The sequence below is a fragment of the Candidatus Nitrotoga sp. M5 genome (genome assembly GCF_927904885.1).
Classification (GTDB): Bacteria; Pseudomonadota; Gammaproteobacteria; order Burkholderiales; family Gallionellaceae; genus Nitrotoga.
Window position 1 is genome coordinate 1 of the sequence record NZ_CAKMNW010000020.1, and the last position, 22,864, is coordinate 22,864.

General features: G+C 44.4%; 20 protein-coding genes and 1 tRNA gene. 10 read left to right on the forward strand and 11 right to left on the reverse strand.

All coding sequences use genetic code 11. The features are described 5' to 3' along the window. Positions 1 to 132 precede the first annotated feature (132 nt). The 4 genes from MJ770_RS05895 (at position 133) to MJ770_RS05910 (ending at position 2,721) form a co-directional block, all read left to right on the forward strand. Positions 133 to 840 (forward strand): RES family NAD+ phosphorylase, encoded by a 708-nt coding sequence (locus MJ770_RS05895; RefSeq protein ID WP_239250683.1) that lies wholly within the window; start codon positions 133 to 135, stop codon positions 838 to 840. Positions 841 to 1,100: 260 nt separating this feature from the next. Then, positions 1,101 to 1,481 carry an Ltp family lipoprotein gene (locus MJ770_RS05900; protein WP_239250684.1) on the forward strand — a complete coding sequence of 127 codons (381 nt, stop codon included), beginning with the start codon at positions 1,101 to 1,103 and terminating at the stop codon, positions 1,479 to 1,481. 100 nt (positions 1,482 to 1,581) lie between these two features. Continuing rightward, positions 1,582 to 2,244: a hypothetical protein gene (locus MJ770_RS05905; protein ID WP_239250685.1), complete on the forward strand. Its 663-nt coding sequence runs from the start codon at positions 1,582 to 1,584 to the stop codon at positions 2,242 to 2,244. A 93-nt stretch (positions 2,245 to 2,337) separates the two neighbouring features. After that, positions 2,338 to 2,721 (forward strand): hypothetical protein, encoded by a 384-nt coding sequence (locus MJ770_RS05910; protein ID WP_239250686.1) that lies wholly within the window; start codon positions 2,338 to 2,340, stop codon positions 2,719 to 2,721. A gap of 339 nt (positions 2,722 to 3,060) precedes the next feature. Here the strand turns inward: MJ770_RS05910 and MJ770_RS05915 are convergent, their stop codons facing one another. Continuing rightward, positions 3,061 to 3,276, reverse strand: coding sequence for a hypothetical protein (locus MJ770_RS05915; protein ID WP_239250687.1), 216 nt, complete (start codon positions 3,274 to 3,276; stop codon positions 3,061 to 3,063). 144 nt (positions 3,277 to 3,420) lie between these two features. Continuing rightward, positions 3,421 to 3,669 (reverse strand): hypothetical protein, encoded by a 249-nt coding sequence (locus tag MJ770_RS05920; protein WP_239250688.1) that lies wholly within the window; start codon positions 3,667 to 3,669, stop codon positions 3,421 to 3,423. Between the two features lie 462 nt (positions 3,670 to 4,131). Between MJ770_RS05920 and MJ770_RS05925 the strand changes: the two genes are divergently transcribed. Both MJ770_RS05925 and MJ770_RS05930 read left to right on the forward strand, forming a co-directional pair. After that, entirely contained in the window at positions 4,132 to 4,368 is a 237-nt protein-coding gene (locus tag MJ770_RS05925) for a type II toxin-antitoxin system Phd/YefM family antitoxin (RefSeq protein ID WP_239250689.1), read from the forward strand. After that, a complete protein-coding gene (locus MJ770_RS05930) occupies positions 4,365 to 4,796 on the forward strand; it encodes a type II toxin-antitoxin system VapC family toxin (RefSeq protein WP_239250690.1) in 432 nt (143 codons plus the stop codon). The genes MJ770_RS05925 and MJ770_RS05930 overlap by 4 nt, the downstream gene beginning before the upstream one ends. A gap of 771 nt (positions 4,797 to 5,567) precedes the next feature. Here MJ770_RS05930 and MJ770_RS05935 read toward each other — a convergent pair. From MJ770_RS05935 to MJ770_RS05965, 7 genes are all read right to left on the reverse strand, one after another. Beyond that, a complete protein-coding gene (locus tag MJ770_RS05935) occupies positions 5,568 to 6,758 on the reverse strand; it encodes an ATP-grasp domain-containing protein (RefSeq protein WP_239250691.1) in 1,191 nt (396 codons plus the stop codon). A gap of 535 nt (positions 6,759 to 7,293) precedes the next feature. After that, positions 7,294 to 8,547 (reverse strand): sulfate adenylyltransferase subunit CysN, encoded by a 1,254-nt coding sequence (gene cysN / locus MJ770_RS05940; protein WP_239250692.1) that lies wholly within the window; start codon positions 8,545 to 8,547, stop codon positions 7,294 to 7,296. 2 nt (positions 8,548 to 8,549) lie between these two features. After that, positions 8,550 to 9,455 (reverse strand): sulfate adenylyltransferase subunit CysD, encoded by a 906-nt coding sequence (cysD, locus tag MJ770_RS05945; RefSeq protein ID WP_239250693.1) that lies wholly within the window; start codon positions 9,453 to 9,455, stop codon positions 8,550 to 8,552. A 117-nt stretch (positions 9,456 to 9,572) separates the two neighbouring features. Next, positions 9,573 to 10,277, reverse strand: coding sequence for a phosphoadenylyl-sulfate reductase (locus MJ770_RS05950; protein ID WP_239250694.1), 705 nt, complete (start codon positions 10,275 to 10,277; stop codon positions 9,573 to 9,575). After that, positions 10,270 to 10,803: a DUF934 domain-containing protein gene (locus tag MJ770_RS05955; RefSeq protein ID WP_239250695.1), complete on the reverse strand. Its 534-nt coding sequence runs from the start codon at positions 10,801 to 10,803 to the stop codon at positions 10,270 to 10,272. Before MJ770_RS05955 ends, MJ770_RS05950 begins: the two co-directional genes overlap by 8 nt. Before the next feature lie 3 nt (positions 10,804 to 10,806). Beyond that, a complete protein-coding gene (locus MJ770_RS05960; protein WP_239250696.1) occupies positions 10,807 to 12,552 on the reverse strand; it encodes a nitrite/sulfite reductase in 1,746 nt (581 codons plus the stop codon). A 99-nt stretch (positions 12,553 to 12,651) separates the two neighbouring features. Continuing rightward, positions 12,652 to 13,434, reverse strand: coding sequence for a sulfite exporter TauE/SafE family protein (locus MJ770_RS05965; RefSeq protein ID WP_239250697.1), 783 nt, complete (start codon positions 13,432 to 13,434; stop codon positions 12,652 to 12,654). A gap of 101 nt (positions 13,435 to 13,535) precedes the next feature. Here MJ770_RS05965 and cysB point away from each other — a divergent pair, with 101 nt between their 5' ends. Then, a complete protein-coding gene (gene cysB / locus MJ770_RS05970; RefSeq protein WP_239250698.1) occupies positions 13,536 to 14,456 on the forward strand; it encodes an HTH-type transcriptional regulator CysB in 921 nt (306 codons plus the stop codon). 210 nt (positions 14,457 to 14,666) lie between these two features. On the opposite strand, the gene MJ770_RS05975 is transcribed toward cysB, so the two are convergent. Beyond that, entirely contained in the window at positions 14,667 to 15,899 is a 1,233-nt protein-coding gene (locus tag MJ770_RS05975) for an aspartate kinase (RefSeq protein WP_239250699.1), read from the reverse strand. Positions 15,900 to 16,486: 587 nt separating this feature from the next. Between MJ770_RS05975 and MJ770_RS05980 the strand changes: the two genes are divergently transcribed. After that, on the forward strand, positions 16,487 to 17,431 hold the full coding sequence (locus MJ770_RS05980) for an MBL fold metallo-hydrolase (protein WP_239250700.1): 945 nt from the start codon (positions 16,487 to 16,489) through the stop codon (positions 17,429 to 17,431). An 82-nt stretch (positions 17,432 to 17,513) separates the two neighbouring features. On the opposite strand, the gene MJ770_RS05985 is transcribed toward MJ770_RS05980, so the two are convergent. Continuing rightward, positions 17,514 to 17,912: an RNA-binding S4 domain-containing protein gene (locus MJ770_RS05985; RefSeq protein WP_239250701.1), complete on the reverse strand. Its 399-nt coding sequence runs from the start codon at positions 17,910 to 17,912 to the stop codon at positions 17,514 to 17,516. 549 nt (positions 17,913 to 18,461) lie between these two features. Here MJ770_RS05985 and MJ770_RS05990 point away from each other — a divergent pair. Further along, positions 18,462 to 18,537, forward strand: a tRNA-Lys gene (locus MJ770_RS05990). Positions 18,538 to 18,964: 427 nt separating this feature from the next. Then, a complete protein-coding gene (locus tag MJ770_RS05995) occupies positions 18,965 to 22,777 on the forward strand; it encodes a DUF748 domain-containing protein (RefSeq protein WP_239250702.1) in 3,813 nt (1,270 codons plus the stop codon). Positions 22,778 to 22,864 lie beyond the last annotated feature (87 nt).

Consider the following 22,864-nt stretch of genomic DNA (forward strand, 5'->3'; position numbering starts at 1 on the left):
GACAGTCACTTCGATCAAATCGGGTAACTGTCAGATGATGTCGCGATTACTACATCTGATGAGAACGAAAGACTTATTTCAGCATGGAATAATTTTTCTGAGCTTGTGAAGCATAGCTCAAGATATGTATTCTTGAAAAAAGTAGATAATGCTTCGCCGTATGATGAAATGGTCCCAGTAGAGATATTAAATTCTTTAACCGAAATCATCACACGCTTAGGTCTTGTAAAAACAATTGATCAAGAAGATGATATTTATCGTGTTAGGGTTGTTGATAAAGGTAAGGAGCTTAAGAGTGCAAAAGAGTTAGGTTCACCCCCAAAAGATAAAGCATTGCTTGCTAACCGTATGAGCCCTGCAGGCATCTCAATGTTTTATGGTTCTTTTGAGATAGAAACTGCTATTTCTGAAACATATGAACCTGAAAAGCAAGCCAACAAAGAAATTGTATGCGGAACTTTTAACCCAGCTAGAATTCTTTGGGTCATAGATTTATCTGAAAAGATCCAAATCCCTAGCTTATTTGATGAAATAAAAAGAGAAGATAGGTTTTTGTTAAAATTCCTGAAAGATTTTATAAGCGACTTTTCTAAGCCAATAGAAAGAATAGATCGTGCTCATGTTGATTATGTTCCAACTCAGGTTGTAACTGAATACATTAAGCATATATTTCCGCACACTAGATTAGGAAATGAAATAGATGGGATTGTTTATCCAAGCTCTAAATCTAAAGAACAAAAATGTGTAGTTATTTTTGCTAGCTCTGAACAATGCGTAGATACTATTAGTAGTGGAAAGGAAATGCTTGTTCTCAAAAAAGTAGAAGTAATAAAAATCTAACAAGGCAAATCAACACGGACGCAATGCTCGCTGGCGCTCACATTGCTCCGGTTATTTGCGACGTTGAGGCTGTAGAAAAACCACTTTATGAGAAATTGGAATAGTGATGTGCAAAATTCGACCTTTCAAAATGCGCTGTAATCGACGATCGTCTAGTCTGGAAGGGTTTGAAGACCCTCAAACAATGATACGCTCGACCTCTCAAGTAGTTTTTCTACAGCGTCGTTAGGCTTACATTTTTCACACGTGGGGAAATTACAATGAATTATTTGAAATTGGCAATGATCGTTACTTTGTTTGCGGCCGCGCCTATATGGGCGGAAAGTCTGACTGGACCTCAGAAAAATGCAGTTAGGTCTGCGAAACAGTACCTCAGCGTGCTGAGCTTCTCACGGGACGGACTCATTCAGCAGCTTTCATCAGATGTTGGGGATGGTTATAAGGTTGCCGATGCAACCGTAGCAGTAGATAGCCTGAACATTGATTGGAACAAGGAAGCGGTTAGGTCTGCGAAGAAGTACCTCAGCGTGATGGGCTTCTCGTGCAAGGGCCTCATTCAACAACTTTCATCGAGTGCCGGAAACAAATACACCGTGAGCCAAGCAACCTACGGGGCACGGCAGGCAGGTGCTTGCCAATAGACAAGGGGCCCAGCCTAACAAGGCAAATCAACACGGACGCAATATTCGCTGCCGCTCACATTGCGTCGGTTATTTGCGACGTTATGCATGAAAGATTCTTATGAGTGTTGATGCGAAAATCACAGAGCGATTAAATGCCTTGCTTGAGCTGGGTCAAAAAGTACGAGGAACGCGTCGTTCACCATCCCCCGGTCATATCACGAGTGATTTTGTAGATGTTCAACTGGCCAACCAATGGCTGACGAGCTCGCTAAATCTAATTCAAAGGGTTTTCGGTGAATCCAGTGTCCATTATCAAAGCCTAAAAAAGCATTTTAAAGATTATCCTAAGTGGCCTGACATCGATCAATCTTATGGTGTGCTGTTGTCGGCAAAAGATGACTTTGAGAATGGGGCACTTTTTGAGGTCAAAAAATTAATTGAAGCAGACTTGTTTGATGAGTTCCTAGAGCAGGCAGAGCACCTTTTGGAGGCCAACTACTATCAGGCCTCGGCGGTCATTGCCGGTAGTGTGCTTGAAGATGGGTTGAGAAAGCTCTGTGTTGGAAGCGCTATTACGCTCCCAGATAAACCTAAACTTGATTGGATGAATGCGCAACTTGCAAAATCAGGGGCGTACAACAAGTTAACACAAAAGAAAATTACTGCACTTGCAGATTTAAGAAATAGCGCCGCTCATGGGAATTGGAATGAGTTTGAAAGTAGTGATGTCATTTCAATGATTAAGGATGTCCGGGATTTCATGGAGCGCAATTTTGCATAACACGGCGCTCAAAATGGACGCCAATTCCGCTGCGCTCCATTGGCGCCCTTTAGCTCGACGTTATGTTCTTAATCAATTAGCAGGTGCAATTTCATGAATCTAACGATTGTAGGACTGATATTCGATATAGTCGGAACGTGGTGCATAGCATACGAAATCCTGCGAGGCTACCCTAAAAGGAACCGCGCGAATCTATTGCGTGGTCATCAAAAGCAGCGCCTAGAATTTGCAAAGCATATGAAGAATACGTATCTAAACCTGCCTTCCGATGTATATAGTGAGGAAGAGAAAAGAAAAATGTCAGACGGTGTAACAAAGAAATATTATGACAACGCAAATAAATTAGAGAGAGAAATAGAAAATGAGTTAGAGCCACATATGCATTTGTCATTTTTTTGGGGAGTAATTGGAGTTATTTGCCTTACCATAGGTTTTCTCCTTCAAATTGAGGCGGCTAGCGGCAGCATTGGAACATAACAAGACCATGAACCATCGCCAGCAAAGCTGGCTGGACCTCCACACTGCGTGTCGGCCGGTTATGGCAGCGTTATAAAGCAGGATTAGAATAATCATGAAACTAGGAATTGAGGCAATTGGAGGCACCGTAGCGGCATTTATAATTCCCCCTATTACAAGTCTAATTTTCAAGCTCGGAAATTTAGGTTCAATAGGGCCAACTGTTTTCTTCTATTCAATTCTTTGTTTACTATTATTGATCATACTTTATTACAAGTTTCTGGCGACACGATTCAGTAACGTAGTAGCTATACCTATAGCAGCAGCAGGAGGAACAGTTATGGCAGTGCTCATACTAAATTACTTCATGTTGGTAACTTTTTTATTCGGAATTAAGGATTTCCATGCAATGTAAACTGCTTTATAACAATCGGATGCAGTCGGACGCGGCAGAGCCGCGCCGCTGATGCGAAGCGTTATGCCTAAAGAATGAATCCAAAAGAAATCATCGTAAACGACCGCATGCAGCAAGGATATAAATATCTGCTGACTAAACCCACAGGGCGTTGTTTCCATCCGGACTTTTCTCCTGAACTCACACCGAAGCAAATGTTACATTTGGGAGTCTTCGGCGGGAAGTACATGACCGATTGCCAGCAGGAGTTTCCGACATCGTGGTTTGCAAGAGCGAAGTTGTCACCATCGCGCACAAACCCCAACTTAAATTTTTTCAAGGTGAGCGCCTCCAAACCACTCCTCTATTGGATTGAAAAGGGATGGATTTGGCACCATGATCCCAGAGGATGGTTTCAGTGGTACTGTCGATACTATATGGGTAGACGTACAGATGATGACGAACGCCAGATCAAGAGATGGAAAGCCATGCAGCGCCACGTTGCCCAGCTTAAGAAACACTGTCGTAAAGGAGACTTGGCGTGCAGACCCGTCCAGAGACAGGCTCTCTTGCATTGGTCATATGACAGCAAAAATATTTGATTGCGTAACAATCTCCTGCAGGCGACGCCCAAAAGGTCGCGCCTGAGGAGTAACGTTGAAGGTCTGATTTCCGGAAAGTCGGATGGCCGGTATGTGTCGAAAGCAGTCGATCAATGAATAGAAGAAGGATCAAGTCTCCACATAACACTTTTATTTTTAATGGCGTAGTCTCCATTTGCGAATAAAAGGGGCGGTACCGACTGCCACTAAGTTAATCCTTTTTTAGCAAAGTTAGACTATTGTAAAACACACGCCAATACGGGCTTAACTTATTGCTTTAAATATGCCGAACTTCCTTAACTTAGTGGCATGCTGATCAGTACCTTTGTATTCCTGCCCCTTATTTTCTCAGAAGCAGTACGTTTTTTCTGGACTTGCTTTTCTGCTGATACGTCGTAAAATATGACTATTATTTTAGTCATAAAGGATTTGCATATGCATGCAATGAGTTTGGCTCAAGCTAAAGCGCACTTGAGCGAGTTGCTTAATACCGTTGAATCCGGCGAGGAGGTTGTTATTACTCGTCACGGACGTCCAGTTGCAAGGGTGGTGCCTGCCAGCCCTCTCAAGCAGCCTTTGCCGGTGCAACGTCTAGCAGAGCTTCGCCAACAGATGCCAGGGTGGAAAAATAGCAGTGCCGAGTCGCTACGCGAATTGCGTGACGCAGAATGATTTATCTGGACACCAGTTTTCTGACACCGCTGTTTCGGGAGGAGGCCACTTCGGCGAAGATTGCTGATTTTCTATCTCGTCAAACGGCGGGAACGCTGGCAGTCAGCAAATGGGCATCTGTCGAATTTGCTAGCCTGATTTCTCGCGATGTACGCATGAAAACGCTAACCGCAAACCAAGGGAAGCATTTAATTGCGGAGTTTTATTCGATAGTTGCTGCATCTCTAGTCGTCCTCATTCCTAGTGCCAATGATTTCGATCTGGCACAGGAATATGTCGCTCACTTTGCCACTCAGCTACGCGGTCCGGATGCCTTGCACTTGGCCGTGGCGCAAAACAACGGGGTAGCGTTTACCGCCACTCTGGACGAAGGAATGCTCTTCGCTGCAAAAAGATTGAAGATTCCGGCAAGGCGGGTGATTCGTTAGGCTTTCCCACCTTGCGGTCTCTGACTTGGGCGCATACCATGCTATTCAAGCAGATTGCTGTAATGCCTCCCAATGGACCACCTATCAAAAATACCGCCATTCCCGCCGGGAATATACTTGTCCCCAAATGCAGCACGAGCAGGTTCATGACTTCGATAATATGCCGTTCACAAATGCCGCCTGATGATGACGGTAGTCGACTTTGTGTTGTTGGTATCCTAGCCCGAAGACGATGTAAAAGAATCCAGAAATAGTAGTAATGCATTCATACCGACTTTGCTCCTTACACAGACAAAGAGTTCATCATGACGCAGGCCTGAGACGGCTTGTGTTTTGGAAGGTAGTCTCTATGGCTTTAGTATAGGGTTTGTATTCGGGCAATAATTTCTGTGATGGATTAGCGTAGAGACATCGGTTTGACGACGGCACGGGATCAGCTATTCGGCAAGCTTTCGAACGGTTTGGTTAGAACGGGGCCTACCAACTTTTGCTGGCTGCGTTGCTCGGAGGGCTGTTACGCGCTATAACGTGCGCATCGCCTATGGTTGGAACATCGACACATTCCGTTCCGCTGTTTCTTTCACCAGAAGTGTGGCTGGCATTAGCTCATAGATCGAAGCGGGTTATGTTGGTTGTCGTTAAATGGGTTGCTTTCTATGCTCATTTAAACAATATTTTCCCCATGCGATATATTGCATTACTACAAGTTAATCGAAGGCCATACAGAAATATATTTTAGAAAGTTTAGTCACTTTAGAGATGCCATTTAAGTTATTTCACTAGTATATGAAGTATGCTATTTCTTGATTTCTGATAGGCGAATTTAAGTTTTACCCAGTATTTTTCAGGCATCAAGGGCTTAAGTTTTTGTATTGCCGTTGTTTTAATTTTTCTGATAATGAGATACAAGGTAATTGCACGATGATCTTTATTTGGTAGGTACCTCCATACGGAATAACGATTTATTGCTAACTCCCATAACTTGATTCTTGAAAAATATGGCAAGGGGATTTGATCAGGGTATGCGAAATTTACCGGATAAGGATGCTGCAATGTATTCCCATTCGAAAAAAATTTTTTAATTTGAATGGCGGGGTCATCACCGATGAATTTTGAGAAATCAACCCAAGCGGTAGGCCTCATATCTGCTTCAATAAAATATATTTTTTTATCGTGATCTGATTGGATACAAGCAATATTCACAAAGCCATTTGCGCCAAGTGCCTTGCCTAAAGATTCTAATTCATCAAAAATATTTTTTTGTAGATGTGCGATTTGTACATACGTTCTTAGTACAGATGCACCAAATTTGCCATTGACTCTCTCTATCCTTGAATAGCTGAAATGTATCAATTTGCAATTTTGATAAAAACCACTTAAATCTAACTCAACACCTTGAATTTTTTTTTGTAACAGCACAGGGTATATTTGTAATTTCTTTAATAATATTTCAATATCGCCATTATTCGAGCATTCAAATACGCCGAAACCTCCGCCTGAGGAATCTACCTTGACGAACACTGGGTATCCTAAAGATTTAACGGATTGTTTTAATTCTGATTTATCGTTGATAATGCGAAATTCGGGCGTGTTTATTCCAAATTCCCGGAGTACTCTGGACAATCCAATTTTGGAATAAATGTGATCAAGATTTTTTATTGACTGAATCGGCAGTAACGCTATTATTTCTTCAACTGATAAATCTGAATTCAAGATTCTTTTTAATGTGTGGTCGTCGCCAATAACAATTAACGAGTAATTATTTTTGTTTTTTTCAGAAGCGACTTTAGCCATGTCCTCAGAATTGGCTACAAATTCAAAATTTCTGATAGCTGGATGTTTTTTAAAAATATAGCTATTTGATATGACGTCCACAGCAAAACCTGCCCTACTCAATAAAGTTGGTACAGCTATCATTAATTCAACATTTTCGCCCACTATCAAAGCTTGTAAATTTTGCATTTTATTTCTATTTCATAAAGCATTAAAAATATTAAAATACAAAGCGTTGCATAGATTCGAAAATGATTTTCTGGATTGCATTAATGGGGTGTACAGCTATTTGCGGTAATTGTACAGTTATTCATTGGAATCAAAGAGAACACAATCACAAACATCGGCACCTCAGGTTGGGGCTGATTTCGCGTGCAACTATGCTGAATTTTTAGCTTGTTTTTTTGGATGGAGCCGTCGGCTTTGGCTATCTTGGTTGGATTCGCTGGAGGGGTAGGATCTACTATCCTATATGTGTTGGCGCATGAAAATAGCCGCTGGTGGTGGGATGCGTGCCGTACACTGATGTCTTTAACGGCTGACACGATGTGCATCATACTAGTTGCCTGTCGGACTTAAAGGATATCGGTTGGAAATTTAGCTGATCAGTGTATATTGCGCTGCAAGGTGAAAGCTCGCAAAAACTACTCTTAATCAGCTAAATTTTAACCACGATTCTTTACGTTTTACAGACTGCTAGCGCGTGAACTTGTGAATTTGCAGGTTATGCAATCATTCCCGCCGCTACGGTGTTATTCGTCGCCTCATCAATGACAATAAAGCTGCCTGTAAAACGGTTTTTGATGTAGCTATCAAATACCAGCGGCAGCTGCACCTTCATTGCCACGCGAGCAATGTCGTTCATATTGAGTGCGCTGCTGCTGTGCTGTTCCAGCGTATTAACATCTACACGATATCCAAGGCGCGCAAACGAACACTTCACTACACGCGTGGTGTGCTTGATAATGTATTTACGGTTCAGATCAAGCGGCGACTCAGACAGCCAGCACAGCATCGCCTCAAACTCCTTGGAAACTTGCGGCATAGTTTCAGACTTTACGAACATATCGCCGCGCGAGATATCGATCTCATCCGTCAGGGTTAATGTAACCGACTGTGGCGCGCGCGCACTTTGCAAGTTGCCATCGTAGGTGACGATCTCCTTTACCTTAGTGGTGCGGCCGGAAGGCTGGATCGTAATTTCATCGCCCACTGTGATTACGCCCGACTCAATACGCCCCATATAACCGCGGAAATCGTGATATTCCTGCGTCTGCGGACGGCACACCCATTGCACTGGATAGCGGAAATCGGTTGTGTTGATGTCATAGTCAATTACCACATTTTCCAGCAGTTCCAATAGTGGGCTGCCTTGATACCAGTTTAAGTTTTCGCCGCGCTCCACCACCATGTCGCCATTCAATGCCGACATTGGAATGCAGGTCATGTCATGCAGTCCGAGCTGCGCGGCAAATGCGCGGTACTCTGTGCAAATCGCATCGAACTTTTCTTGTGAATAATCCACCATATCCATTTTGTTGACGGCCAGCACAACGTGCGGCACACCCACCAGGCTGGCGATAAAAGTATGGCGGCGCGTTTGCGTCAGCACGCCCTTACGTGCATCAATCAATATGACCGCAAGGTTTGCTGTGCTAGCCGCAGTAACCATGTTGCGTGTGTACTGCTCATGCCCAGGCGTGTCGCCAATTATAAATTTGCGCTTAGGCGTGGCAAAGTAGCGATAAGCTACGTCAATGGTAATTCCCTGCTCGCGTTCCGCCTGCAAACCATCAGTGAGCAGTGACAAATCCACTGAGCCCAAGCCGCCTCGCCGCTCGCTGGTTTTGGTAATGGCAGAAAGTTGATCTTCAAAAATGGACTTGGAGTCGTGTAACAAGCGACCAATTAACGTACTTTTGCCATCGTCAACGCTGCCGGCAGTAATAAAACGAAGAAGTTGTGTGGTATTGCTCATAATTAAAAGTAACCTTCTTTTTTGCGCAGTTCCATGGATGCCTCTGAAGTTTGATCGTCCATACGTGTCGCACCGCGCTCGGTAATGCGTGTGATAGCTGTTTCTTCAATAATTTCTTGCGCGTTGCGTGCATTTGATTCTACTGGACAGGTACAAGTCATATCACCCACAGTGCGGAAACGTACCGTCATTTTTTCTATTTTTTCACCTGACTTTGGTTGTACCAGATGCGACACGGGCAAGATACCATTATCACGGCGAATTACATCGCGTTCATGTGCGTAATAAATTTCAGGGATGTATAAGTTCTCGCGAGCTATGTATTCCCAAATATCCATTTCCGTCCAATTGCTGATCGGAAACACGCGAATATTTTCCCCGGCATGCACTCGAGTGTTGTACGTGTCCCACAATTCGGGACGCTGATTTTTCGGATCCCACTGACCGAACTCGTCGCGGAAAGAAAAGATGCGCTCTTTGGCGCGTGCCTTCTCTTCGTCACGACGTGCACCGCCAATACAAGCATCGAATTCAAACTCGGCAATTGTTTCCAGTAAGGTTACAGATTGGAAAACATTTCGTCCCTGATCGGCATTCTTCAGCACAATCGTTCCTTTTTTGATTGAGTCATCCAAAGAACGTACGATTAGCCGCTCACCCAAATCAGATGCCAGCTTATCGCGACAAGCGATTACTTCTGGAAAATTATGCTCAGTGTCGATATGCACCAGTGGAAAAGGCAGGCGTGCTGGGCGAAAAGCCTTTTCAGCCAATCGCAGCATAACGATGGAATCCTTGCCGCCGGAGAATAGCAACGCAGGATTTTTACATTCTGCCGCTACCTCTCGCATGATGTGTATAGACTCACTCTCCAGCACATCCAGATGGGTAAAAGATTGATTACTCATTTTTCCTCAACTTCTAAAAATTCAAATTCAAAATAACTGAATTTATGGTTCAACAAATAAAATGCCGCGAGTGGATAAGGCACACCTTTTCTGACATCTGCCGAAATACAGAACAGACTATACCTGCTTGATCGGACTAATTTTGTTCACGTGCAAACCACACTCCTTATTTTGCGCATTCTCCCACCACCAGCGCCCAGAGCGGATATCCTCGCCTGGCGTGATAGCACGGGTACAGGGCGCGCAACCAATGCTGGGATAAAAACGGTCATGCAATTCGTTGTAAGGCACCTCATATTGCTTGAGGTATTTCCACACATCTGCATTACTCCAGTCGAGCAGCGGATTGAATTTCTGCAATCCATTATCGGCATCTAATCCCGATACCTGTAAAACACCCCGCGTGGCCGCCTGCTCACGACGCATACCAGTGATCCAGGCGCGTTTGCCAGCTAGGGCGCGGCTCAACGGTTCCACCTTGCGCATATGGCAGCAGCTCTTACGCAGCTCGACGCTGTCGTAAAAGCCGTTCACTCCATTCAGGGCGACGTACTTTTCAACCGTTTGAGTCGCTGGAAAAAAAATTTTCAGCGGCACGCTGTAATGTGCACGAACCTTCTGCATCAGGTCATAAGTTTCTTGTGGCAAACGCCCAGTGTCCAAGCTAAACATTTCGATGCTGGGCTGATATTTGTTGATCAAATCAGTCAGCACCATATCTTCCGCTCCCAAACTGTTAGCAAAAATAACGGGAGCGTAGTCATGTACGGCATTGGCCAACACAGAGCACACTTGATCAATTTTTTTCTGCAACTCAATCATTTGTTGAGCCTGTGGTTGCAATTCCATCGCGTTGCACACGGCGGAACAGTGGTAACTTTTGATCCAACGAAATTTGATAGGTTTCTGAAAAGTCAGTCAGACCCTTTAACGCATCATGGATATTTTTGTCTGGGCGTGGTGCAAAAGCATCAAAGCCGACGCGCTGCATGTAGAACATTTGGTCACGCAACACATCACCGATAGCGCGTAATTCGCCAACATAGCCGAGACGCGCGCGTAAATTGTAAGCAATGGAATAACCTCGGCCATCTCCGAATTTAGGAAAATCAACAGCGATGACGTTAAACTTCTCCACTTCACCTTTCAGCTCTTCCGGCCGCTCATCACTGGCAAGCCAGACACCCAAATCAGCACGAGCTTGCAGTTCGGCCTTTTGCGCCTGCCACACTTTGAGAGGAACAATGATTTTTCCGGCAGGAACGGTGATTGATTCTGGCGTTTCATTTTCACACAGCCGGAGGACAGTCCAATCATCACTGACAATGGCTTTATTTTTAATAATCATGTTTTAAAACCTCGATTTACGTTGAACTGTATAATTATCAGGCTTATCTACAAATCCATAAGCATCTTTATCAATCGCACCTTCTGTATTTATCGGTGTTGCATACACATATTCTTTAAATGGCGCTATGCCTATCCTGCGTACCGTCTCAATAAAAGGCTCTTCTTCAAAGCGCTCACGTACATAAACTTGCAGCAGCCGGTCAATTACCTCAGGCATTTGTTGAAAGTTGAAAGAGGGGCCAATTATTTTACCGATTGCTGTATTGTTACCCTGCGCACCACCAACCGACACTTGATACCACTCACCACCATCCTTCTTGTCGACGCCGATAACGCCAATATTACCAATGTGATTGTGTCCGCAAGCGTTGACGCAACCTGAGATATTAAGCTCGATGTCACCAATGTCATGAAGAAAATCGAGGTTATCGAAACGTTCTGAAATTATTCTTGCAAGCGGGATCGATCTGGCAAATGCCAGGGTGCAAAAATCTGCACCGGGGCAGCAGATGACATCGGTCAGCAAGCCAATATTCGGCGACGCCATGCCATGCTCTGTTGCTTCTTTCCAAAGGCGGATAAGGTCTGATTGTTTAACGTCGGCCAGCACCAAATTTTGCTTATGAGTGACTCGCAACTCGCCGAAGCTGAAACGATCTGCTAAATCTGCAACAACATCCATTTGCTCTGCACTCGCATCTCCCGGCGCTATACCCGATTTTTTGAGTGACAGCAGCACAGCTGCATAGCCTGGAATCTTGTGCGGCTTTACGTTACGCTGTAACCAGTTTGCAAAAGCTTTGTTCTCAGCCTTGTAAGTCTCCACGCCGGGATCATTTGCCGGTAATGTTTCATAAGCGGGCGCTGTAAAGTAGGCTGCGACACGGTTCAGTTCTTCAATTGTCAAAACGCCTGAACCGTCTTTTAGATCAGCCCAATCCTCTTCGACCTGACGTCTGAATTCTTCAATTCCGATGGCTTTAACCAGTATTTTGATTCGTGACTTGTACATATTGTCACGGCGGCCATATTGGTTATAGACACGCATGATGGATTCAATGTACGTTAACAAATGCTGCCACGGCAAAAAGGCGCATATCTCGCTACCGACAATAGGTGTGCGTGCCGTGCCGCCACCTACTAATACACGGAAACCAATTTCCCCTTGCTCATTCTTGAGCACGGACAGCCCGATATCATGCACCGCGATCGCGGCACGATCTTCGGTTGCACCATTTATTGCAATCTTGAATTTGCGCGGCAAGTAGGCAAACTCGGGATGGAAAGTGCTCCACTGGCGTAGAATTTCGGCGTATGGACGCGGGTCAACAATCTCATCTGCCGCAACGCCTGCATATTCATCGGAAGTTATATTCCGGATGCAGTTGCCTGAGGTCTGAATTCCGTGCATTTCAACTGTGGCAAGATCAGCTAATAAATCCGGTGTTTCTTCCAGCTTGATCCAATTAAATTGGATATTTTGACGAGTTGTGAAGTGACCATAGCCACGATCATATTTGCGTGCTATGTGCGCAAACATGCGCATCTGTGTAGAAGACAGCATGCCATAGGGCACAGCGATACGCAGCATATAAGCATGAATTTGCATATATAGTCCGTTCTGCAATCGCAGCATACGAAATTCATCTTCTGTCAGTTCACCTGACAAACGGCGGCGCACTTGGTCACGATACTGAGCCACGCGTTCATTAACTATTTGATGGTCATAAACATCGTATTTATACATTTTTTAATTTCCTTACATTAACGGCGCATTATAATGCCAAGTTAAGCAAACGTGTCTCTGCAGCCCATTTTTAAAACTCACTCTATCAAGATATAATCTTCAGTACAGCATCAGCTTGACACCAATAATAGCCAACATAGTCGCCAGAATCGGGCGCAATACTTTGTCTGGGATCTTGATGCCAATATGGCTGCCCAGATAAATACCAGGCAACGAACCCAATAACAGACAACCCAACAGCCCGTAATCTACCGTACCCAAGGCAGCGTGCCCCAACCCGGCAACCAGAGTAAGCGGTACCGCGTGTGCAATGTCAGTGCCGACGATCTTGGCCATAGATACACGTGGATACAGAAACAGCAACACCACCACGCCCAGCGCACCCGCACCAACAGATGAAATCGTTACCAGCACACCTAAAATCGCACCGGTTAAAATAGTCGCTCCGGTTAAATGATGCGCATGTAGTTCAAACATTACACCATCCGGACGTCTCCCAAGCTTTGCCAAATAGGGCTTGAACAGCAGTGCCGACGCGGTCAGCAGTAATGCAACACTTAATACGCTGGTAATAAGCGACTTTAAATATTTCTCGTCCAGCGCTAAATAATGAAGCAGTGCCATACTGAGCAACGATGCGGGCAAGCTGCCCATAGCCAGTAGCTTAACCACCTTCCAATCTACGGTGCCGCGGCGCCCATGCACCCAAATGCCGCCCATCTTTGTCAGTGCCGCATACAGCAAATCAGTGCCGACTGCCGTGGCCGGGGCAATGCCGAACACAAGCACTAGTAACGGTGTCATTAAGGAGCCGCCGCCAACGCCGGTCACGCCGACCACAAAGCCGACCACAAAACCAGATAATGTATACAGCCAATCCATCTAAACTCCTTAAATCGGCGCGCATGGTAGCGCACCCCCATATAGTTATCAAATAATATTATGTTAGTATTTTATAATTAATAGTTATAAGAGAGGTCGCCATGAATTTACAGCAATTGCGCTACCTGCATAAGATTGTTCAGCATGAATTAAATATTTCTGATGCAGCTAAAGCTCTGTATACCTCGCAACCCGGGCTGAGTAAGCAGATAAAATCTTTAGAAGAAGAGTTGGGAATCGAGATATTTGTGCGCAATGGCAAACGCCTCACCGGAATCACTGAACCCGGCAAGGCTGTGCTCGAAATTGCACAGCGCATGCTTCATGATGTAGATAATTTAAAACAAGTGGGACAGGAGTTTCGTAGCCAGGATAGTGGTTCACTGACTATCGCTACCACCCATACCCAAGCGCGTTACGCCTTGCCACCGGTGGTCAAACAATTTATTAAGCGTTATCCCAATGTCAAGCTCAGCCTGCATCAAGGAAGCCCCACCCAAATTGCGCAACAGGTACTGGATGGAGAAGCAGACGTCGCCATCGCCACCGAAAGTCTAATCATGTACGGAGAGCTGACAACTTTGCCATGCTATGAATGGCACCACTGCATCGTAGTGCCAATAGGGCACCCGCTATTGGTGGAAAAAAAACTGACGTTGAAAAAAATTGCTCAATATCCCATCATTACTTACGACTTCGCATTTAGTGGTCGCGGCAAGATTAACGCTGCCTTCAATGCTAACAACATAACGCCGAACATCGTACTCACTGCTATTGATGCGGACGTAATTAAAACTTACGTAGAGTTAGGTTTGGGAATCGGCATAGTCGCCCAAATGGCGTTCATTCCAGAACGCGATACACTTTTACGCATGATAGATACGGTCAACCTGTTTCAATCCAGCACTACGCGCATAGCCATCCGTCGCAATGAATTTCTGCGCGGCTTTACGTATCACTTCATCGAGCTATTTGCCCCTCATCTTACCCGCGAGGTAGTGACTAAAGGCATACGCATCTAAAGGCATTTTTTATTAATCAAAATCCTGAACGAGATCGAGATAAAGCAATCACGCATGACGCTTTCATCCACATGAATGGGGTGGCGATGAAATCGATAATTTACTTGAGTCACACCGTATTGTACGAAGCGAGGTAAGCAAGCAAGCCGCAAAGCGGCTGCTCGCAAAAATAAATTTTTAGGAGATGTGTCGAATAAAAAAATAGTACTTTTATGCTGGCTCTTGGTCCAAATCAAATACCTTATGCAACACGCGCACAGCCAGCTCCAGGTATTTTTCATCAATAACAACGGAGATTTTAATTTCCGAAGTGGAAATCATTTGAATATTAATTCCCTCTTCCGCTAAGGAGCGAAACATTTTGCTGGCGATGCCGACGTGCGAACGCATTCCGACTCCAACTACCGATACTTTGGCAGTTTTATTGTCACCTACTACACTTAGTGCGCCAATGTGACCTTGCACTTTGTTTTTTAAAATTTCCATCGCTTTATCGAATTCATTGCGATGCACGGTGAATGAAAAATCAGTAGAACCATCTACACCGAGGTTCTGAATTATCATGTCCACGTCAACATTGGCTTCACTTATGGGCCCCAGTATCTGGTAAGCAATGCCCGGTTTATCTGGCACACCACGTACGGTGATCTTGGCTTCGTCACGGTTGAAGGCTATACCTGAAATAATCGCCTGTTCCATCTTATTGTTTTCCTCAAAAGTAATCAGCGTACCTTCGCAATCTTCCTCGAAGCTTGATAACACACGCAACTTAACCTTGTATTTTCCGGCAAATTCCACTGCGCGGATTTGCAATACCTTCGACCCGAGGCTAGCCATCTCTAGCATCTCTTCAAAGGTAATAGTCTTAAGACGGCGAGCTTCCGGCACTAGGCGAGGATCAGTTGTGTATACGCCATCAACATCGGTATAAATCTGGCATTCGTCAGCGTGAAGCGCTGCAGCAATAGCCACTCCAGTAGTATCAGAACCACCCCGTCCTAAAGTGGTGATGTTTCCAGTTTGATCTATGCCTTGAAACCCAGCCACTACAATCACATATCCGTTAGCTAAATCATTGCTGATGTTTTGCTCATCTATGCTAAGGATACGTGCCTTCGTGAATGCACTGTCGGTGAGAATTCTGACTTGCGCACCTGTGTAGCTTTTAGCTTTCAGTCCCGCTTGCATTAGCCCCATCGACACCAACCCGATTGTCACCTGTTCGCCGGTAGAAACCACCGTATCAAGTTCGCGCGGATCTGGATATGCTTGCATTTCTTTCGCCAATGCAATCAGGCGATTGGTTTCACCGCTCATGGCAGAAACCACAACGACTATTTGATGTCCGAGTGCTTTGAATTTCGCCACGCGTCGCACCACGTTTTTAATGCGTTCCGGATTGCTTACCGAAGTGCCACCATATTTCTGAACAATTAATGCCACAACTTCCTATACCCAGATAAAAAAATGGAGTGAATTCTAACCTAAAATCTGAATGCAACCCAAGTTTCAGATGCTTCTGACACAACAATAAGTCAATAAGTACTTTGCCATGTTAAATACTTCATTTTAGAAAGACTGGAATAATTTCGTTACAATTGTTTTTTACAATTGGCAAGTCAAAACAATTGCAAAAATGTAAATTCGAGTTTGTATATCAGTAAAATTGTTAGACCATGTTTTTATGAGCGATGTTGATGAATACTAGGTAAGAAATATCACATAATAAAGAAGGAAGCCTATAAAATGCATCAAGAAACAACTCAGTACGCCACAGCCTAAATATTTATGTTGGATATACGATTGTTATACTAGGGCGTCTTTAAGAATTGAATTTTCGAGCAGCAACTTGGCAACTTGCCTGCTTACCCCATTGCTCGACATGACATGGCGCGAGTAAAAAATTGAACGCAGCATATGTTTGATATGCCAGTGATAATTTTTTCGAGTAACGCGGTATTGTGACGAAGGTTGGATTTTTAGAGGTGCCCAATACTTAACAACAGCTTTTAAACTACAGGGGCATTGTAATGCGTAATCAACTCATTTTAATTCTGTCGTTATCCGCTCTAAATGCTACGCCAGCGCTAGCACTTACTAATCAGGTTGCGCCCACTTCATGTCAGTCGCAACGTGTGCAACTGCAAATGCTGGGCACGCGCGGACCTGAATTTCTAGATGAGAGTGCATCTACAGGTTATCTGATCTGGTTGGATAACAAAGCGCGTGTGATTGTTGATGCAGGACCAGGAAGTCTACAACGCTTCAAACAAAGCAAAGCTAATTATGAGGACGTAGAATTGATGCTGTTCAGTCATTTTCACGCTGACCATAGTGCGGATTTCCCAGCTTATGTAAAAGGCGGATTTTTTACAGGTCGAACTAAAACTCTGGACGTAATAGGGCCAAGTGGAGCTGAATTTGTTTCCTCAGCGGAACAATTTGTAGAGCGCGCTGTTGGAAAAAAAACGGGAATGTACCCCTACCTTGGTGATTTTATTGATCCCGATGGATCAAGCGCTTACAAAATACAAACAAGCAATATACCTTGGTCATCGAAAAATTTAAGTATCAAAGAAGTCTTTCATAAAAATGGAGTAAGCGTTAAAACCGTGCCAACTTATCATGGGCCTTTTCCATCAGTAGGTTATCGCGTAGAACTGGCTGGTTGTGTAATCAGCTTTACAGGTGATATGAGTGGCCGTTTAGCTGCGATGCCTAACCTTGCAAAAGATTCCGATATTCTAGTTGCGCACAACGCTATCCCGGAGAATGCCACTGGCATTGCAGCGAATTTGCATATGACCCCTTCGTATATTGGAAAAATGGCAAAAGAAGCAAACGTTAAGAAATTACTCCTGACACATATGATGAAACGGAGTTTTGCAGCGAAACCAGAAACTCAAAAGATTATTGAGGAACTGTATAAAGGTGAGGTTGTTTTTCCGAACGATTTAGATGTTTTTAATCCTTAAGCTGTCAGTGCTGTAGAAAAAAATAACAAGCCGATAGAACAAAAACAACGTCATTAAGTAAGCGTATCTTTAACCAGGCGTATTACCAAACACTATCCTTAAGCTTTTCAATTTCTCTTCGGTCGCGCTTGGTTGGCCTTCCTTTGAGAAAAGTGGGTGTCGGTTGTGCTTTTAACTCTTCAGATAGAGCTTGTCTCTTCAGAAGACTGTCTTCTGTCTCACGGTAAAGCAACTGTGCCTGGGGAGCGGGCCCTCGTTTACTGGATAGAGCTAACACCTCTACTATGAATTGGTATGGCCCAAGGCGGATAGAAATCATATCGCCGACAACAACTGATTTTGCAGGCTTAACACGCACGCCATTGCACAATACCTTGCCGCACGCTAAAGCATCCACAGATAAAGATCGTGTTTTGAAGAAGCGCGCAGCCCACAGCCATTGGTCTATGCGAAACTTGGCATTTTCAATTTTTTTGTCCATGGTATTCATCAGTTAGAGTCATGATGGATAGAAAACTAGGGCAGCATTCGAAATAATGATTTTGTTATTAACTCAGGTTATAAAATAGAGATCTTTTATAAAATTCAATTGGTTGCCTGATTTAAAATCAACTAGCGGTGACAAAGCCTAGTTATCTGGAAAAAACTATAACATAGCATAATATCCAGGCACAACAATTCAAAGCGCGCAGTATGCTTTTGGTCTTTAATCTGACTGCTTTCACAAAAACCAGAGGTTCAGGTACATCGCTGATTCGGATGGTGCAGCAGCTATATTCTAGGGGCCGAGGATGGGGCTGACTGCGATGCTTAAAGATGTGTGCTTGTGAAACGACAGGTTCTTCGCAAGCTATTTGTAGTGGTTCAATACAATGAAAAGTTTAAAGCTGATAATTTTTAAGATTGAAAAAATACAACAATTTATATGTTGCCGGACACGTTAATATTCACCAAATACAGGGTCTGAAATCAGAAAAAATTTGACAATTTCGCTAGTCTGCCTACAATTCGCCCCTCAGATTTTTCTATTGGGTTGTTAGCTCAGTTGGTAGAGCATCGGACTCTTAATCCGTTGGTCGAGCGTTCGAGTCGCTCACAACCCACCAAATATATTAAAGGCCGGCTCTATTGCAGGCCTTTTTTCACGTGTAACGTATAATGCTGGAGGGCAGGTCTAATTAATATAGCAAATATTAGCTCTGTTTCTCTTGTCATATCTCGCTCTATCTGAATCAATTTTTTCGTGCTCACTACCATGTTACCCGTGGAGGATGTTGCATTGTTAAATCTGACCGTTCTCAGTAGTCCTTGCGATTAGATGGCTTGAACGTAGGGGGTACGATGACACTTTCAGTAAGGCGTGCGGAAAACATTCTGGACCCTTTTAAGTCGAGTTCAGAAGCCATGTCCGTTTGTATCATTGATACTTTGCTCAAGTCTTAACTATGGACAATTACAATATTTAAAATTTGATCCGTTAAGCCAGCTGATGAAGACGCGGTTATTTTGATGGAAAACGAGTAATATTTAGCTATGATGGCCTTTCTGCGCAAATCCGAACTGAGCTTTACACGGCAGCATAAGCGACAACTTTTTTCAACGGGCAAAATCGTTGTTATAGTTTTTCTCGTTTTATGCACACTCCTTTTTTTTGTCGGTCCGCCAGTCGTCAAGTCATTTGTAGCCAAAAAAGTTGGCGACGAAATAGGACGAAAGGTTGATTTCGGCGAGGTCAACATTAACCCCTTTACGCTTTCAGCAACGATACGTGACATCTCCATCTATGAAGCGGGTCAGCAACAAGAAAAGACTCTGGCGATAAATGAACTTTATGTAAATGCGTCATTGGCTAGCGTTAGACGTTTGGCACCTGTAATCAATGAAATTCGAGTTACAAAACCAATTGTTCGAATCATCCGCATAGAAGAAAACAGCTTCAATTTCTCAGACATAGTTAACAAAATTTTGGCTAAGCCAAAATCTGACGATGCGCCTGCACGTTTCTCGCTAAACAATATTCACATCCAGCAAGGCCGCATTGATTACGACGACCGTGTGCTGCAATCTCGTCACACCATTTCAGATGTCGATCTATCGATTCCATTTCTTTCAAACCTGCCGCACGATGTCGAAATTTTTACTTTTCCGGCGTTTAGCGCAAAACTAAATGGCACTCCACTCGCTATCGAGGCTAAAGCCAAGCCGTTTGCCACGTCACATGAAGCTTCAGCACAGATCAACCTCGATGGCCTGTCGCTGGCAACTTATATGCCATTTGTACCGGTGCAATTAAATTTCAAATTGGTCTCCGGTTTGTTGGATACACGCCTTAATGTCGATTTTAAAACAAGCGATAGTTCGCAAACTATCGTCATCAGTGGTGATGCCAGCATTCGTAAATTGCAGCTGCAGGAAAAATCAGGCGCACCGTTGGTGCAATGGGACAAACTTTCGGTTGTGCTGGATAGTGTGGAGCCGTTTAACAGTGTGGTGCGTTTGCGAGAAATAAAACTGGAAAGGCCAGATTTGCAAGTGAATCGTCTGCAGGATGGTTCGCTTAATCTTTTGCATGCATTTACATCGCCTTCGACAGTTCAGAAAAACAAAGCCAGCAATAGCACCGGCATACCGTCAAGCAAACAGCCAGCCACTACTACCGAGTCCAAGCCATTTGAATTTTCGCTCGCCAGTGCCGAAATTGTGAACGGGCGCTTAAATTGGCAAGATGACACGACTGACCCTGCGTTTGGCCCTGCTGCACTGTCGATCAAGCGACTGGATGCCAGCCTGTCTAAATTCAGCACGGAAGGAAATACGCCAGCACTTCTACATGTCAAATTAGAAACCGACGCAGGTGAATCCTTGAGCCATCAGGGATCTCTCATGCTTAACGGTAAATCTTTACAAGGCGATTTGGAAATCACGTCTCTGCTGCCGCAACACTTGCGGCCATACTTTGCACCAGTTTTTGCCGCTGAACTGGAAGATACTCTGCTGGATGCCAAATTACCTTATCAACTTATGTGGCCTGAAACCGGTGTTAATCTGCTGCTCACCAATGCCAGTGCCCACCTGCGTAATCTGCAAGTGAAGCTGCCCAAAGAGATGGGCAGCAGCATCACTGCCAAAGACGTCAAGCTTGATGGCTTTCAGTTTGATCTCGAGAAGCAAATCGCCGTGCTTGATGGCCTGATCGTTAATACTGCCAATATAAAAATTAAGCGAAGCACAAAAGGTGAAATCAATTTAATGGCGATGCTTGCAGACAACCGCCAGGCAACAAAAGAAGCCACGACTGACCCTGATGCGATAGCCAAGCCCAGCGCTTGGGAGTCATCATTGAAAAAGCTGAAAATTGAGCAATCCGATATTTACTTTAGCGATGCAATGGTGGCACCTCAAAACAAAGGCAAGCCTGCAGTGCAGCATTTAAGTAACCTGAGTCTCATACTTGAAAATATTGACTTGACGAGTGAAGCTGCCACTTCAACTCCCTCGCCGTTGACCCTCAAACTTAGACACAACAAACGGGGTATTCTGAAAGCCAATGGCACCCTGACATTACGCCCGCTAAACGTTAACCTTAAAATTGCCAGTAAAAAGATTGGCGTCAAAGCATTTCAGCCTTATTTTGCAGACCAGATCAACGCCAATTTTATCAACGGTACTCTTAATGCTAATGGCAAGCTGATGGTGCAGCTACCTGAGCATCGGCCACTGCGTGCTAGCTATGTCGGCTCTATCGATCTGGCCGATATTCACATGTTGGACAATATCAATGGTGATGACTTCATGCTTTGGGATTCGTTGAATATCAGCGATATAAATGCACAAATCAACACGCAGAAAAATCCACTCGCAGTATCGCTTGGCAATATTATGCTTTCTGATTTTTACGCACGGATTATTGTTAATACCGACGGGCACCTTAATCTTCAGGATATCGCAACAAAAAATGAACAGGGACAACTCACCCCTACCAGTCTGACGCAATCTACACCTTCAAAAGACAATTCCACAGAAGTGGCTGCAGTTGAATTGCCTTCACAAAAGATTGCTGCTACAGAAAATTCAGCTACGTCGAATGGCTCTTCTGCTGATGTCCCAACTCACGAAGCTGACACAGCACAGGCTATTAATAATGAAAGTGTCAGACCATTAATACGAATTGGGAAAATTACATTGGAAGGCGGCAATATTTATTTTTCCGACAACTTCATCAAGCCCAGCTACAGTGCTAACCTGAGCAGTCTGACCGGTTCGGTTTCAAAGGTCGCGTCTGACGATTTTACGCCTGCCGATCTCGTCATGAATGGCAAAATTAACGATGATGGTAACTTGGAAATAATCGGCAAGATTAACCCGCTTGGCGCTCAGCTATTTCTAGACTTGGCAGCTAAAGCTCATAACATCGAATTAACTCGCTTAACGCCTTATGCGACCAAATATGCTGGTTATACCATCAAAAATGGCAAGCTGTCAGTAGATGTAACCTACCATATTGATGATGGCAAGCTGAAGGCCAATAACAGTATATTTCTCGATCAGTTAACCTTCGGCGAAAAGGTGGATAGCCCTGATGCGCTTAAATTACCTGTGTTACTTGCGGTTTCACTGCTGAAAAATAGCCGTGGGGAGATTGACATTAATTTGCCGATTTCTGGTTCGCTATCTGACCCTGCATTCAGCATCGGCGGCACCATTTTCAAAGTCTTTGTTAATCTGATTACCAAGGCCATCATCTCGCCGTTCTCGTTGCTGGCCTCAGCTTTTGGCGGCGGCGATGAACTGGGTTATGTAGGATTCGCACCCGGTTTAAGCAACTTGACACCGGAGGCACAGGCCAAGCTAGCTACACTGGCCAAAGCGCTTAATGGTCGCCCTGCGCTTAAGTTGGAAATCACTGGCCGTGTCGATCCTGCCACCGATCATGAGGGTGCCCGCCGTGCCTATGTCACACAAAAAATAAAAGTGCAAAAAATTCTTAGTATGAAATCTGATGACGTTCCCGCCAATCTGGAGGAAGTGACTATCAGTCCTGAGGAATATCCGGAATTCCTGGAGCGAGCCTACAAAGAAGAAAATTTCTCAAGGCCGCGTAATTTTTTCGGCTTTCTCAAATCTCTGCCGCCAGAAGAAATGGAAAGTCTGATGATTGCAAATGCACCTATCGGCGAAAATGAACTAAAGGCACTCGCTGAGCGCCGCGCATTGTTGGTCAAGCGACATCTGGAAGAGCAGGGCAAAGTGGCGAACGAGCGGATGTTCCTGCTGGCACCCAAATTGACGGCAGAAGGCATCAAGGATCAGGGCAAGCCTAGCCGAGTCGATTTCACGTTGAAGTGAAAAGTGTCATGTGCCGCATTGAGCGTTATCTAAATTGTAGTAATCGCGACATCATCTGACAGTTACCCGATTTGATCGAAGTGACTG

What these genes read in the sequence shown, in the direction of transcription:
- MJ770_RS05900 (WP_239250684.1), top strand. Translation starts at nt 1,101, where the DNA reads ATGAATTATTTGAAATTGGCAATGATCGTTACTTTGTTTGCGGCCGCG.
- MJ770_RS05905 (WP_239250685.1), top strand. Translation starts at nt 1,582, where the DNA reads ATGAGTGTTGATGCGAAAATCACAGAGCGATTAAATGCCTTGCTTGAG.
- MJ770_RS05910 (WP_239250686.1), top strand. Translation starts at nt 2,338, where the DNA reads ATGAATCTAACGATTGTAGGACTGATATTCGATATAGTCGGAACGTGG.
- MJ770_RS05915 (WP_239250687.1), bottom strand. Translation starts at nt 3,276, where the DNA reads ATGGAAACAACGCCCTGTGGGTTTAGTCAGCAGATATTTATATCCTTG.
- MJ770_RS05920 (WP_239250688.1), bottom strand. Translation starts at nt 3,669, where the DNA reads ATGCAAGAGAGCCTGTCTCTGGACGGGTCTGCACGCCAAGTCTCCTTT.
- MJ770_RS05925 (WP_239250689.1), top strand. Translation starts at nt 4,132, where the DNA reads ATGCATGCAATGAGTTTGGCTCAAGCTAAAGCGCACTTGAGCGAGTTG.
- MJ770_RS05930 (WP_239250690.1), top strand. Translation starts at nt 4,365, where the DNA reads ATGATTTATCTGGACACCAGTTTTCTGACACCGCTGTTTCGGGAGGAG.
- MJ770_RS05935 (WP_239250691.1), bottom strand. Translation starts at nt 6,758, where the DNA reads ATGCAAAATTTACAAGCTTTGATAGTGGGCGAAAATGTTGAATTAATG.
- cysN (WP_239250692.1), bottom strand. Translation starts at nt 8,547, where the DNA reads ATGAGCAATACCACACAACTTCTTCGTTTTATTACTGCCGGCAGCGTT.
- cysD (WP_239250693.1), bottom strand. Translation starts at nt 9,455, where the DNA reads ATGAGTAATCAATCTTTTACCCATCTGGATGTGCTGGAGAGTGAGTCT.
- MJ770_RS05950 (WP_239250694.1), bottom strand. Translation starts at nt 10,277, where the DNA reads ATGATTGAGTTGCAGAAAAAAATTGATCAAGTGTGCTCTGTGTTGGCC.
- MJ770_RS05955 (WP_239250695.1), bottom strand. Translation starts at nt 10,803, where the DNA reads ATGATTATTAAAAATAAAGCCATTGTCAGTGATGATTGGACTGTCCTC.
- MJ770_RS05960 (WP_239250696.1), bottom strand. Translation starts at nt 12,552, where the DNA reads ATGTATAAATACGATGTTTATGACCATCAAATAGTTAATGAACGCGTG.
- MJ770_RS05965 (WP_239250697.1), bottom strand. Translation starts at nt 13,434, where the DNA reads ATGGATTGGCTGTATACATTATCTGGTTTTGTGGTCGGCTTTGTGGTC.
- cysB (WP_239250698.1), top strand. Translation starts at nt 13,536, where the DNA reads ATGAATTTACAGCAATTGCGCTACCTGCATAAGATTGTTCAGCATGAA.
- MJ770_RS05980 (WP_239250700.1), top strand. Translation starts at nt 16,487, where the DNA reads ATGCGTAATCAACTCATTTTAATTCTGTCGTTATCCGCTCTAAATGCT.
- MJ770_RS05985 (WP_239250701.1), bottom strand. Translation starts at nt 17,912, where the DNA reads ATGGACAAAAAAATTGAAAATGCCAAGTTTCGCATAGACCAATGGCTG.
- MJ770_RS05995 (WP_239250702.1), top strand. Translation starts at nt 18,965, where the DNA reads ATGATGGCCTTTCTGCGCAAATCCGAACTGAGCTTTACACGGCAGCAT.